The 13,221-nt window shown below is 66.2% G+C and carries 9 protein-coding genes; 8 read left to right on the plus strand and 1 reads right to left on the minus strand.

Annotation, left to right across the window (positions count from 1 at the left end):
- Positions 1-137: 137 nt before the first annotated feature.
- Positions 138-2,981: an ATP-binding protein gene (locus E9232_RS10280; RefSeq protein WP_309793837.1), complete on the minus strand. Its 2,844-nt coding sequence runs from the start codon at positions 2,979-2,981 to the stop codon at positions 138-140.
- 342 nt (positions 2,982-3,323) lie between these two features.
- On the opposite strand from E9232_RS10280, the gene E9232_RS10285 reads away from it, so the two are divergent.
- The 8 genes from E9232_RS10285 to E9232_RS10320 all read left to right on the plus strand — a co-directional run bounded on the left by E9232_RS10285 (position 3,324) and on the right by E9232_RS10320 (position 13,199).
- Positions 3,324-3,746, plus strand: coding sequence for a GlcG/HbpS family heme-binding protein (locus E9232_RS10285; RefSeq protein ID WP_309793838.1), 423 nt, complete (start codon positions 3,324-3,326; stop codon positions 3,744-3,746).
- 23 nt (positions 3,747-3,769) lie between these two features.
- The gene (locus tag E9232_RS10290; protein WP_309793839.1) at positions 3,770-4,825 is read left to right on the plus strand and encodes an NAD(P)-dependent alcohol dehydrogenase; all 1,056 of its coding nucleotides are present in this window, start codon (positions 3,770-3,772) and stop codon (positions 4,823-4,825) included.
- A 35-nt stretch (positions 4,826-4,860) separates the two neighbouring features.
- A complete protein-coding gene (locus tag E9232_RS10295; RefSeq protein ID WP_309793840.1) occupies positions 4,861-5,529 on the plus strand; it encodes a type 1 glutamine amidotransferase domain-containing protein in 669 nt (222 codons plus the stop codon).
- Between the two features lie 100 nt (positions 5,530-5,629).
- The gene (locus E9232_RS10300; RefSeq protein WP_309793841.1) at positions 5,630-5,929 is read left to right on the plus strand and encodes a putative quinol monooxygenase; all 300 of its coding nucleotides are present in this window, start codon (positions 5,630-5,632) and stop codon (positions 5,927-5,929) included.
- Positions 5,930-5,981: 52 nt separating this feature from the next.
- Positions 5,982-7,358 (plus strand): aldehyde dehydrogenase family protein, encoded by a 1,377-nt coding sequence (locus E9232_RS10305; protein ID WP_309793842.1) that lies wholly within the window; start codon positions 5,982-5,984, stop codon positions 7,356-7,358.
- Positions 7,359-7,405: 47 nt separating this feature from the next.
- Positions 7,406-8,635 carry an MFS transporter gene (locus E9232_RS10310; RefSeq protein ID WP_309793843.1) on the plus strand — a complete coding sequence of 410 codons (1,230 nt, stop codon included), beginning with the start codon at positions 7,406-7,408 and terminating at the stop codon, positions 8,633-8,635.
- Positions 8,636-8,748: 113 nt separating this feature from the next.
- On the plus strand, positions 8,749-10,413 hold the full coding sequence (locus E9232_RS10315; RefSeq protein WP_309793844.1) for an FAD-dependent oxidoreductase: 1,665 nt from the start codon (positions 8,749-8,751) through the stop codon (positions 10,411-10,413).
- Between the two features lie 488 nt (positions 10,414-10,901).
- On the plus strand, positions 10,902-13,199 hold the full coding sequence (locus E9232_RS10320) for a FecR domain-containing protein (protein WP_309793845.1): 2,298 nt from the start codon (positions 10,902-10,904) through the stop codon (positions 13,197-13,199).
- Positions 13,200-13,221 lie beyond the last annotated feature (22 nt).

Below are 13,221 nucleotides of genomic sequence, written 5' to 3' on the forward strand. Positions count from 1 at the left end.
GCTGGCCCGGGGAAGGGCCGGATCTGGCCGATTCGGTCGACGTCCGGTTTCGCGCCGCCGGCGCGATGACCGCAATTGGCGGGAGTCGGCCGGGCGGGTGCTTTCGCCCCGGCATGACATCGCGGCCGTCGCGCAGCTCAAAGAGCTCCCAACGCTCTATGCGCTGCCAGCGAATCAGCGCTTTCGAAGCTGGTGTCGAACCGCTCGCAGATGGCCCGTAGCGGCTCCATCGTGCCATTCCGACGGTCGGTCTGCAGGCTAAGTTCGGCTAGGTTGGTCGCGGCGCGCAACTCAAAGCTGAGGGCGCCGCTTTGCCGCGCGATACGCACCGCCACCTCAAACGCCCGCTCGGCGCCTTGCGCATCGCCCACGTGCCGCCGAACCAGGCCAAGAACGCGCACCAGTTCGGCACTGCACCAGCGTTCGTCCCGCTGGTCGGCGTATTCCAGGGCCTTAGCTATGCTGGTGCTGGCAAGGTCGAGACGGTCATGAGCCAAAGCCATCTCCGCAAGCATCGCGAGACGGATCGGAAAATGAGTGCGGAGGTTGCATGCGGCGAGCTCATCGATCGCCCTGCGCATTCTCTCAACTCCGTTAGCATCGCCCCGCGCGGAGTCGATCGCGGCCTGATAGAAGCGTGCGGATGGCGGCCAGGTGTCGATCTGGCGCAGGGCGAGCTTCTCGACGAGCCTTGTCACTTGCTCCTGTGCCAGATCGAGCAAGCCGCACCACAGCGAAACCGGAACCGCCGCCATCGCCAGAGAATGCGTGTAGGACACGGCGTGGTCGAGCGCTGCCCCCGCTTCGACCGCGTCCCTTGCTACGGCCAAGGCACCACGATGATCTCCTATCACCCAGGTCGTCACTGCCAGGTAGTTGCGGATGGCGATGAACCGATCGAGCTGGAAGCGTGAGGTGCGAGACCGGTTGGCGATCATCGCGTGCTCGCGGGCAAGGGTCGTCAGGCCCGCGTGCCCATGTTCAATCTCGCCGCAATAAAAGCGCGTCGTGAACTCGTGACGATCCGCATCCGGAGCGGCGGATCGCTCGCCGGTAGTCTCGATGATCCCGCGAAGCTGGGCGACCGTCGATAGCACATCGCGATGACGGCCGGAAAAGGCCTGGACGCCGATGAGACCCAGGGTGGCGCGAAGGCGATATTCGACGTTGCCGAGTTGATCGGCCATGCGCTGACCTTCCTGCAGAGCCGCTTCAACCTCCGCGCCGAGGCTGCTGGAAAAACAGCCGTTGATGGCGTGCGCAGCGACCAGCTTCAGTTTGAGTATCGAATCGCAGAAGGGCAGTCGCTCGATGGCATCCAAAGCCGCTTTGACGCGCATCCGGCATTCGACGACCGACGAAAATTCATTCCAGAAGGTGACGGCGGCCGCAGTCAGCCGCACCCCGAGTTCCGCGTCTCCTCCAAGTGTGAATGCCCAGTCGATGGCGCGGCGTAAGTCATTCGCCCAGTGTCCATAGCGAGCAGTCCAGTCCTCCCGGGTTCTCCAACTCCAGTCGGCTTCGGCCGCCTCAAATAGGGTGAGGAGGTAGCGCGCATAACTGGCCATTGCCGTCTGCTGTTCGCCGCCTGCGCGAAGGCGTTCACTGGCAAAGTTGCGCGTGCTGTCGAGGAGGCGGTAGCGCCGGCGCCCATTATGATAGCTGACGGACAGCAGCGACTTTGCAGCAACGCTTTCCAGCCAGGTCGCGATGTCCTCCGGCGCAGCAAGATCACCGCAAACGCCGACCACATCTTCCAGCATGAACTTTCCGCCGAATACCGACAGATGGCGCAACAGACGGGCTTCCCGCGCCGGAAGCAGCCTGTAGCTCCAATCCAGCGTCGCCATCAGCGTCATATGGCGGGCCGTTGGAGCGCCCCCCTGCGACGCCAGCGGCTCGAAGCTGTGCTCCAGCAAGCCAAGCAGCGCCGCGGGGCCATCAATGGACAACCTCGGCGCCGCCAGTTCGATCGCGAGCGCTATGCCGTCCAGGCGCCGGCTGATGGCGGCCAGCACGGGCAGGTCAGCCTTGTTCAACCGATAGCCATGGATCCCCGCGCGTCGGACCAGAAGCTCGACTGCCGGGAAGCTCATCGCCGCTGCGGTGTCCGCTTCATTCTCCTCGGCAGGGCAGGCGAGCGGTGCGAGGCGATAGACCGACTCCCACCTGCACCGCAGCGGCTCTCGACTGGTCGCGACGACAAGAAGCTTGGGAAGCGCATGATTCAAATGGTCTGCGACGGCCGCCGCAGCGCTCAGCACATGTTCGCAATTGTCGAGCACCAGCAGCATGTCCCGATTACGCAACGCTTCGACGAGTCCGGCGAGGACATTGACGAGATTGCTGTCCAGCCCTGCCGCGATGGCAACCGCCGGGGCGACGAGTTGCGGATCCTCGATCGTCGCGAGGTCGATAAAGCACACGCCGTCTTTCAGCCGTTCGTCGATTTGCCGTGCCGTTGCAATCGCAATGCTCGTCTTGCCGACGCCCGCTGGCCCAGCGATTGTGAGGAGCCTCGTCTCCGCGAGCGCGCCGACGATCTCCGCCTTGACCTCATCCCGCCCGATCAGCATCGGTGCGACCGGCAGCTCCCCTAAACTGCTTCCGGCAGGATTGGGGAGAACCGACCCGGCAGACGGGTCCAGGACGCGGACCGGCGCGACGAACCGGTACCCGCGGCCAGGCACGGTTGCAATGTAGTTCAAACCGGTCTGCCCTTGCGAAAGGGCGCGCCGCAGCGCGGCGATGTTGACCTTCAGATTGGCCTCATGGACGAAGATGTTCGGCCATGCGAAGCGAATGAGCTCGTCTTTCCTGACGACATCGCCGGGTCTCCGCACCAGTGCATGCAGTAGATCGAGCGCGCGGGATCCCACCCGGACCGGCGTCTCGCGGTGCAGCAGCAGTTGATGATCGGGAATGAAGCGGCATTCGCCGAAGCAGAATATCCTGCCGTCAATGCTGTCTGACCGCTCCATGATCTCTGCCGCCCCCTAAGGGCGGGCGTCGTCACCCGCCTGTGTCGCCAGACCGCTTTTCCCTGTCCCACGATTGCCGGCACGAGGTGCAGCACGGCGGTTCGACATGTGCATTATCAGATTCTTTTTACCGCTTTTTACCACCGGAGACGCGGTCGCGGTGGTAGTCGATTTTCCTAGCCAACACGCGGCCGTCCCGGCTCCAGCACAGCTGGGACAGCATGTGCCGGTCAGCTGAAGATCGCCTCGAACGCCGCAGGGGAAACGGCCCATGCGCCGCCCCGCGCCGGCGGATTTGATCCGAACCAATGGCAACCCGACCAGGACAAGGCTGCGAATACGATGCCCCGCTCCTGCAACACCCTGACTCTCTCGGATGCAAAGCGGATGCTCGAGGCGGGCGAGTCCAAGGCCGTCGCCCTCGGCATCGCCTACAACATCGCGGTCGTCGATGCTGGCGGGGCGCTTATCGCCTTCACACGGCAGGACGGCGCCCTGATCGGCAGCATCGACCTCGCCATCGGCAAGGCGGTGACGGCCCGTCTGTTCGACAAGACGACCGCCTATCTGGCCGAGCTTGCTCAGCCCGGCGCGCCACTCTTCGGGATCGGGCAGAGCAATCACGGCCGGGTCGTAACCTTTGGTGGGGGCCTGCCGGTCCGGATCGACGGCGCCATCGTCGGGGCGGTTGGAACCAGCGCCGGATCGGTCGAACAGGACATCGCCGTGGCGGAGGCCGCCGCGGCCGCAGTCAGTGACACCTGAACTTCTGAGAGAAGGGGAAGCCCATGAAAGCGGCCCGCATTCTTGAATACAACAAACCGCTCGTCCTGGAGGACATCCCGGTTCCGGAGATCCAGGCAGACGAAGTGCTGGTCAAGGTCAAGGCCTGCGGGATGTGCCGATCCGATGTTCTGCTGGTCGACGGGTTTTTCCAGGGCTATGGCGATATCCCGCCGCCGGTGATCCCAGGCCATGAGATCACCGGCACGATCGAGAAGATCGGCAGCGTCGTTCCCAAGGCCGCGAGTTTCGAGGAGGGCGACCATGTGGTGGTCTCGCCCGGATGGGGCGACGGAGTCTGCCGCCATTGCCAGGTCGGCAACACGCACATCTGCCCCAATGTGCGCTGGCCCGGCTTCGGCACCTATGGCGGGTTCGCGGAATACATCCCGGTTCCGGCGCGCTACGTGATCAAGGTGGCGAAGCACCTGCAGTTCGAGGAGCTGGCGCCGCTCACCGATGCCGGGCTGACGCCCTATCGCGGTCTGAAAAAGATCCGCAATGCCGGCGGGCTGGGGCCGGATCGGGTGGTTGGCGTGTTCGGCGTCGGCGGCCTCGGCGCCTACGCGGTCCAGTATGCCAGGCTGCTCGGTGCCGGCGCGACCGTCGTCGCCTTCGCCCGCAATCTGGACAAGCTGGCGATCGCGAAGAAATACGGCGCCGACCATATCATCAGCATCAAGGGCAAGTCCGCCGACGATGTCGGCAAGGAGCTGAAGAAGGCCACCGGGCAGAGCAAGCTCGACGCCATCATCGATTGCGTCGGCGCGCCGGAGATGGTGCAGCTGGGGTTCGCCCTGCTGGCGATCAGCGGCCACTATGCGGATGTCGGCTTCGTCGGCGACCGCATCGACGTCCCGCTGTTCCCGCGCGTGTCGGGAGAGCAGACCTTCCATGGGTCGTTCTGGGGCAACAACGCCGATCTCAGCGAGGTCATGGCGCTGGCCGCCGAAGGCAAGATCCAGCACACGATCGAGACCATCGGCTTCGAGCAGATCAACGAGTACCTGAACCTCCTGCGGGACAACCACGTCGTCGGCCGGGCCGTGGTCAGGTTCTGATGGCCTGAGCGAGCAAGAACCAAAGGAAGAAGATCATGACCCAGCACGTCCTGTTCATCGTCACCAACGCGGCCGTGATCGGCCCGCACAGTCGCAAGACCGGCTTCTTCTTCGCCGAGGTCGCTCATCCCTTCGACGTGCTCGACAAGGCGGGGATCGCGGTGGAGTTCGCGTCTCCGGCCGGGGGATGGACGCCTTACGACGCGTATGATGAGAAAGACCCCGCGCAGAAGGAGTTTCTCGAGAGCAAGGCCTTCCGCCGACTGAATCACAGCCGCAAGCTGGCCGAGGTGGACACCGCCGATTACGACGCCATCCTGGTGCCGGGCGGCCTCGGGCCGATGGTCGACATCCAGCGCAATGCGGCCGTCCAGCACGCCATCGTGCGCGCCTGGACCACGGGCAAGCTCGTGACCGCGGTTTGCCACGGCCCGTGCGCGCTGCTCGGTGTGGACCTCGGTGACGGCACGCCGTTCGTGCGCGGCAGGAAGCTCACGTCGTTCTCGAAGAAGGAAGAGTACGACTATGCCCGCGAAGACGTCCCCTACGAGCTCGAGGACGCGTTGCGGGCGGAGGGTGCCGAGTATTCGTCGACATCCAACTGGCAGCCTCACGTCATGGTCGATGGCCGTCTCATCACAGGCCAGAACCCCGCCTCGGCGGGACCGTTGGCGAAGGAGTTGCTCGCCGCCCTCAGAGGGTGAACCGGCGAGACGCGGGCCGAAGCACGGCGTGCGGTTTGAATTCGCACGCCCGAAGCTTGGCCGCCAGCACGAGCCCTGATCAGTTCAACGCGAGCTTCGCATGATGCAATCGCTGTTCAAGATCACCGGCATCCTGACGGCTCACCCGGGCAAGAGCGCTGAGCTCAGAGCACTGCTTGTCGGCATGGCGCCGCATTGCAGGGCCGAACCCGGCAACCTGCGCTGGGACGTCTGGCGCGATTCATCGAACGAGGATCGCTACGTGCTCGACGAGCTGTACCGGGACTCCGCCGCCGTCGAAGCTCATCGAAACTCGCCGCATTACCAATCCTACCTGGCCAAGATCCCCGAGCTGGCCGATCGGACGGCGGTCATCTCGGAGGCGGTGGAGGTCAGGTAACCGGCGGGCATCGAAGCCCTGCAGCCAGGCTGCTTGAGAAAGGAGAACGAGCATGATCGAGGTCGTGCAGGCTTTCGACCGCAAGCCTATTGCGGAGCTGCCGACGGATGATGCGCCGGCGCTCGAAGCCAAGCTGGCGACGGCGCGTGCCCGGTTTCAGGATCGTTCAGGGTGGCTGCAGCCGCATGAGCGGATGGCCATGCTCCACAGGCTCGCCGGCCTTGTCGAGACGCAGCGCGAGACATTTGCTCTGCTGATCGCGCGCGAAGGCGGGAAACCCTATTCGGATGCACTGGTCGAAACCGACCGGGCCACCGACGGCATCCGGAATGCCGCGGATCTGCTGCGCATGCGGGGCGGCGTCGAGATCCCGATGGGCCTGACCCCGGCGAGCGAGAACCGCCGCGCCTGGACGATCAAGGAGCCGATCGGCGTGGTGGCGGCGATCTCCGCCTTCAACCATCCGCTCAATCTCATCGTGCACCAGGTCGCGCCTGCCATCGCCACGGGCTGCCCGGTCATCGTCAAGCCGGCCATGGCGACGCCGCTCTGCTGCGTCGAGCTCGTGAAGCTCGTGCACGAGGCCGGGATGCCGGAGGGCTGGGTGCAGACCCTGCTGCCCGAAAGCCGCGCTCTGTCCGAGGCCTTCGCGACCGACGCGCGCGTCGCCTTCCTGAGCTTCATCGGTTCGGCGAAGGTCGGCTGGCGGCTGCGCTCGATCCTGGCGCCAGGAACGCGCTGCGCGCTGGAGCACGGCGGCGTCGCGCCCGTCATCGTCGACCGCAGCGCCGATCTCGACGCGATCATCGAGCCGATCGCCAAGGGCGGCTATTACCATGCCGGCCAGGTGTGCGTGTCGGTCCAGCGCATCTATGTGCATGCGGCAGTCAAGCAGGCCTTCATCGACCGCCTCGCCGCGCGGGTCGGGCAGCTGCGTGTCGGCGATCCGACCCGCGCCGACACCGAGGTTGGCCCCCTGATCACGCCGGACGAAGCGGACCGGGTCGAAACCTGGATCGGCGAAGCGGTGGCAGGGCGCGCGCGGCGGATCGGCGGCGAACGCCTCAGCAGGACGACGCTCCAGCCCGCAATCCTCGTGGGGCCGCCGAAGGGCGCCAGAGTCTCGACGCAGGAGGTCTTCGGGCCGGTCACCTGCGTCTATGGCTACGAAGGGATCGACGAGGCGATCGCCGCCGCGAATTCCCTGCCGGTCGCTTTCCAGGCGAGCATCTTCACGCGCGACCTCGATGTCGCGCTGGACGCCGCGGAACGGCTCGACGCCTCGGCGGTGATGGTGAACGACCACAGCGCGTTCCGCACCGACTGGATGCCTTTCGCCGGCCGGCGCGAATCCGGATACGGCGTCGGCGGCATTCCCTACACGGCGCGAGAGATGACCGCGGAGAAGATGATCGTCTTCAAGCGATAGGGCCGGATCGGAGCGGATCCGCACAGCCATCAGCAATGGAGGCAGGGATGCTGGACAAGGCCTATCGCGGTCAATGCGCCGCGGTGACGGTGCATTGCACGAATGAAGCACAGCGGCGCAAGCGTGGCTTCACGCTGTTCGCGCTGGCGCTCGGCAGCTTCTGCATCGGCACGTCCGAGTTCGCGAGCATGGGGATTCTGCAGCTGTTCTCGGCGAGCCTCGGCATCGACATCCCCACGGCGACGAATGCGATCGCGGCCTATGCCTTCGGCGTGGTGGTCGGCGCTCCTCTGGTGACGCTGGTGGCGGCGAGGCTGAACCGGCGGACGCTGCTACTGTGCCTCATGGGGCTGTTCATCCTCGGCAACGTCCTGTCGGCGGTCGCCACGGATCTCGGCATGTTCGCCCTGGCGCGCTTCATCAGCGGCATGCCGCAAGGGGCCTATTTCGGCGCCGGCGCCGTGGTGGCGTCGTACATCGTCGGGCCCGGCCATTCGGGCAAGGCGTTCGCGCTGGTCATGACCGGGCTGACGATCGCGACCATCATCGGCTCGCCGCTGGCGACCTTCCTCGGTCAGACCCTCGGCTGGCGGAACACCTATTTCACCGTCGCCGCGCTCGCCGGCCTGGCCTTCCTGGCCCTGTGGAGTTGGGTGCCTCGGACCGAAGCGCTGCACGGCGGGCCCGTGGTGCAGGAACTGGCCTCCCTGCGCAGGCCGGCCGTCTGGACGATGATGCTGGTCGCGGCGTTCGGCGTGGCCAGCATCTTTGCCGTCTACACCTTCATCGGCCCCTTCGTCACCGACGTGGCGATTTTCGATCAAGCCTGGATTCCGGTTGCGCTCGCGCTCTTCGGCCTTGGTATGACCACGGGCAACCTGATCGGCGGACGGCTTGCGGACGTCTATCCCACACGAGGACTGATCGTGGGCTTCGGCAGTGCCCTGATCGTGCTGGCACTGCTGGCGGCCGGCGGCGGCAATGTCTTGATCCTGATGCCGGCGCTGTTCGGCGTCGGCGCGACCATGATGGTCGCCATCCCCACGATCCAGGTCCGCCTGACGCGCTTCGCCCCGGAGGCGCCGACGCTGATGGGGGCCATGAACCTGGCGGCGCTCAATGTCGCGAACGCCATCGGTGCCTGGGCGGGCAGCCTGACCATCGCCGCCGGCTACGGCCTGCTCTCCGCCGTATGGGCGGGTTTCGGGCTGACCCTTCTGGGTCTTCTCGTCTTCGCGCTCACCCTGCCGAAGGCACCTCAGCTCGCGCCCGCATGACCCGCACCCTCGCGGAAAGGATTGGCTAAGCTGGTGCGTGTCATAGACTGATGCATCGATGCCGGACGATGCCACGCACCAGCCTGAGCACGGGCCGATACGGAGTCCACACCATGGCGATCAGCGACGATCGGCGAGAGCAGACATATCCGACGCTTTCGGCTCTCCAGATTGGCACGGCCCGGCGCTTCGCAAGCGGTGAGCCGCGCCGCTTCGGCCCAGGCGATGTCCTCTATGAGATCGGCACCCGCAACGTCCCTGCCTGGCTGATCCTCGAAGGCTCGGCCGACGCGCTGCAGCGCGGCGCAGCCGGCAGGTCGTCGGTGATCGCCACCTACATGCCCGGCCAGTTCACCGGCGAGACCAATCAGTTGTCGGGGCACGCGACCCTGGCGTCGGTGGTTGCGGGCGAGAAGGGCGTGCTGGCGATCCCCTTTGATGCCGCGCATCTTCGCGCCCTTGTCATCGGGTCGGCAGATCTCGGTGAAGCGATCATGCGCGCCTTCATCCTCCGGCGCGTATCGCTGATCGAGGAAGGGCGGATCGGCGGCGCGGGGTCGGTTCTGGTGGGCCGCCGGGATGCCGCCGACATCGTCAGGCTGTCCGGATTCCTGACCCGCAACGGCTATCCCCACGCCATTATCGCCGCCTGCGAGACCGAGGGGCGCGAGCTGGTCGAACGGCTCGGCATCGCCTTCGAAGACCTGCCGTTGATGATCTGCCCGAACGGCACATTGCTGAGAAATCCGAGCGATGCAGACGCGGCGTCCTGCCTCGGCATCATGCCGGATCTCGACCCGAAGATCGTCTATGACGTGGCGGTCGTCGGAGCGGGGCCGGCCGGGCTGGCCACTGCCGTCTATGGCGCGTCCGAGGGGTTGTCCGTCCTCGTTTGCGATTCGCGGGCCTTCGGCGGCCAGGCGGGCGCATCCGCCCGGATCGAGAACTATCTCGGATTCCCGACCGGAATCTCCGGACAGGCTCTCGCGGGCCGTGCCTTCAACCAGGCGACGAAGTTCGGTGCCGAGCTCGCGATTCCGCTTACGGTCGGAAAGCTGTGCTGTCATGGAGCCGATGCGGACGCTCCATTCTCCCTCGAGCTCAGCAATGGATGTACCGCGCGGGCGCGTTCCATCGTCATTGCGTCGGGAGCGCGCTACCGTCGGCCGGATGTGCCCAATGTCGAAGAGCTGGAAGGGGCCGGCGTCTCCTACTGGGCGTCGCCGATCGAGGCGCGCCTCTGTGCCGGAGAGGAAGTGACCCTGGTCGGCGGCGGCAACTCGGCCGGCCAGGCCGTCGCCTATCTCGCGCCGCAGGTCCGGCACCTGCATCTCGTGGTCCGGCGACCGCTCGAGCAGACCATGTCCCAATATCTGATCGACCGGATCGCGGCGTTGCCCAATGTCGAACTGCATGTCGGCAGCGAGATCGTCGGCTTGCATGGCGATCGGGAGACAGGCCTGACCGGCGCCACGTTCCGTGACGCGCGAACCGGCGAGACCGAGCAATGCGCGTCGCGTCACCTCTTCCTGTTCATCGGCGCCGATCCCAATACAGGCTGGCTCAACGGCTGCGTCGCGATCGACGGGAAGGGCTTCGTCCTCACGGGGGAACGCGCCGGCGACAGCGAGCGGCTGCCGCTGGAAACGAGTTGCCCCGGCATCTTCGCCGTTGGCGACGTCCGTGCCGGCTCGACCAAGCGGGTCGCCGCCGCCGTCGGTGAGGGCGCCGCCGTCATCGCGCAGATCCATTCCCTCCTGGCGCGAAATCAGGAGTGATCCCGAGATCGAGCCGCCTGCCATGAGGTCCGCTTTGAGGCCCGCGGGATGGCCGGTTTCGGACATCTTCGTCGGGCTTGGTTCTGCCGCGATGGGCGGGATCTTGCGGTTTCAGGCAGTGTCCGGTTTGGGAGCGCCCGGGATATGTCTCCCTTATGGCGCCCTCCGGCCGGAATCTGGCAGGATAACGAGTGGTCGCCCTGCGGGCTTGCCTTTGCCACGTCCGCACTCCATGCCAGAGCGGCTCGTGTGCTGCCTCCCCACACAAATCCCTATTAGATTGACGATCTACAGCTTTGTGGGATAATTATTGGTAATTCTTGATAGATTGATCGAAATAAATTGTCGCACTCTGGTTGCTTGTTCCAGGGCCGCCGATAAGCCCTTCAGAGGGAGACGCTGAGACCCTTCGCCAATTTACGGGGGTATCTGTGGATTATGCCGCTCTCGCCGGATCGGCTGGACGGACAGCTCTTGATGGGCTGGTCGTGGCGGCGCTTGTCCTGACGGCTTCGATCCCGGTCGCCCGGGCTGAAACCGTCGAAATCCGGCTCGAGCCGAACCAGACCATCCGGCAGATCTCTGAACGATATCTGGGCGATCCCGATCTCTGGCCCGAAATCCTCAAGGCCAGCGACCTGGCGTCGGTTGCCCAGCTCTCGCCTGGCCAGCCGCTTCGAGTGCCGGTGGATCTCGTCGCCGCCGCCATGCGCGCCCTCGAGCGCTGTGCCGACCAGATCAGGCTGGCGAACCTCGCGGGCGCCCAGTTGTTCGCGCCGGACGAGATCGGCAAAGCCGTTGATCTCTATGACCGCGCGCTCGGCCGTCGGGTCGAGCGCGCCTGGGGCGACGCCAAGGACCTCGCCCTCGAATCCCACTCGGAGGCCACGAAGGCTCTCACCCTCTCGGAAGAGCGGCGCGACGAGGCCGCCGAGGCGCTGCTGAGCGACAGGAACGGACGGGTCGAGGCCCAGAAGCCGGAGGATCTGGCGTGGAACGACGCTCAGCTCCGCGCCGTGCTGGTGGAGGAAGAAAAGGTCCGCACCCTCTCCGAGTCGACGGCGCAGCTGACCTTCCGCGATGCCAGCCGGCTCAGGCTCAGCGCCAATTCGAACGCCATCATCCAGGAGATGCGCTACGATCCGCTGACCCGGCACGAGGAGGCGAAGGTCAGCCTGGTCGAGGGCGACTTCTACGCCCTGCTCGGCAGCGACAGCGAGCGCACGAGCTTCGCCGTCGACATCCCGGAGGCGAAGGCCCGCATCGAATCCGGCGACTTCTGGGTCAGCAGCAACGCGTCCGGCGCCAGGTTCACCAATTATGACGACCGTCCCGTCGCCGTCGCGGCCCGCGGCGAGACGGTGGTGCTCGGGCGGAACGAGGGGCTCGTCCTCTCCGACAAGGGCAAAGCCGGCGAGAAGCGCGCCGTGCTGGATGCGCCCCGGCTGTCCGCGCCGGCGAATGATGGCGTCGCCTATAACAGCGCGGCCGATCTCGCCTGGACGGGCCCCAAGGATGCCGGAGGCTACTGGCTCGAGATCGCCTCCAACCAGTCGTTCGACACCATGCTGGTGTCCGAGTTCGGCCTGCAGAAACCCTCCTTCAGCGCCGAACGGTTGCCGCCCGGCGAGTATTACTGGCGGGTCTCCGCCCTCGACGCCTTCGGCCTGCCCGGCGAGCGCAGCGCCCCCTGGCGCTTCACCGTGGTGGTCGACAAGGTTGCGCCCTTCCTGCGGATCGACGCGCCGGGCGAGGGAGCGATCGAGCGCGACGCCGCCATCGAGATCCGGGGCGAGACGGAGCCGGGGACCGTCGTCTCGGTGAACGGCCGTCCGGTCGAGGTGAGCGCACTCGGGCGAATTGCGGCGCCGCTGGCAGCCAGCGAGGGAGAAAACCGCCTCGAAATCATCGCGGCCGACCCGGCCGGCAATGTCACCCGGTTAATGCGCAGCTTCAGCCACATGCCGGACCGGTCGGAGGCGGTCGTGCTGGACGCCTCGATACCTCGCGATCCAGCGGGCCGGATACTGGCCGGCGGCGACACCGTGTCCCTCGCCGGCCGCACGAAACCGGACTCACGGATCGATATCGTCGGCGCCGACGGCGCCCTGCGCGGATCGGCGGCCAGCGATCCGGCCGGCCGCTTCGCCCTCAACATCGCGCTCAGCGCTGACGAGGACTCGCTCTCGATCGTCGTCACCGCCCCGTCGGGCTTCAGCACCGCGCAGAAGCTCGACATCACGGTCGACCGCGAGCGGCCGACCATCACACTTTCGGAGGAATTGCCCCGGCTCACCGCCTCTGAAACCGTGTTCGTCAAAGGGCAGGTTGCCAAGGCCGGCGCGACGCTCCTTCTCAACGGCGGCGAGATCATGCTGAAGGACGGCGCCTTCGACGAGATCGTCAGCCTGCACGCCGGCGACAACCCGATCGAGCTCGTGGCCACCGACGGGCTCGGCAACACCGACGTTGCCCGGTTCACGGTCACGCTCGACGAGGAGCCGCCCCGGCTGGTCGCGGCCAAGCTCACGCCCGAAACCGGCGATGCCGGGTCCTTCGCGGCGATCGAGGTCCGCGCCTCCGACGCCTCGGGGCTCGCGGCGACCGCGCTTGCGACGGTGGGGTACGGGGCGGAGGCGGCCGACGGCGTGCTCCGGTTCAACCGCGCCACACAGACCTATCAGGGCTCGATTCCGGTTCCGCGCGGAGGGCTGAAATCGGCGGCGGTCAGGCAAGTCGAGCTCACGGACGCCGCCGGCAACCGGCAGTCATATCGCGTGGATTGAGCGGAGAGTAGCGAGGGAAGGC

This window comes from Inquilinus ginsengisoli, from assembly GCF_031453975.1.
Lineage (GTDB): Bacteria > Pseudomonadota > Alphaproteobacteria > DSM-16000 > Inquilinaceae > Inquilinus > Inquilinus ginsengisoli_A.